The sequence below is a fragment of the Yersinia proxima genome, assembly GCF_902170785.1.
GTDB classification, from domain to species: domain Bacteria; phylum Pseudomonadota; class Gammaproteobacteria; order Enterobacterales; family Enterobacteriaceae; genus Yersinia; species Yersinia proxima.
The window spans coordinates 1-414 of record NZ_CABHYG010000012.1 but is presented as its reverse complement, the minus strand read 5'-3'; the positions used below and the strand labels follow the sequence as shown (position 1 = coordinate 414).

Below are 414 nucleotides of genomic sequence, written 5' to 3'. Positions count from 1 at the left end.
AGTACTTCTACGGAGAGATAAGTTTCAGCTGTATTGTTTCAATTTTCAGCTTGTTCCAGATTGTTAAAGAGCAATATCTTAAACACGACTCGTTAAAGTCATCTTTAAGATATTCAGTGATAATGTCTTTCACACATTATCGGAGTGGCGTCCCCAAGGGGATTCGAACCCCTGTTACAGCCGTGAAAGGGCAGTGTCCTAGGCCTCTAGACGATGGGGACACGAAGTTCCGATTAAACCGAAATCTAACCGTTTCGCATCAGCATGAGTCGAAACTCATAACATCAACAGGTGCTCTTGCTCGTTTACATTCATCAGACAATCTGTGTGGACACTACGCAATGCGTATCGTTAGGTAAGGAGGTGATCCAACCGCAGGTTCCCCTACGGTTACCTTGTTACGACTTCACCCCA

1 tRNA gene and 1 rRNA gene are annotated in these 414 nt (G+C 44.7%); both read right to left on the bottom strand.

From position 1 onward, the window contains the following. Positions 1 to 145: 145 nt before the first annotated feature. Positions 146 to 221 (bottom strand) — tRNA-Glu (locus FTB31_RS11015). Positions 222 to 356: 135 nt separating this feature from the next. Further along, positions 357 to 414, bottom strand: a 16S ribosomal RNA gene (locus FTB31_RS11010); the annotation flags it as partial.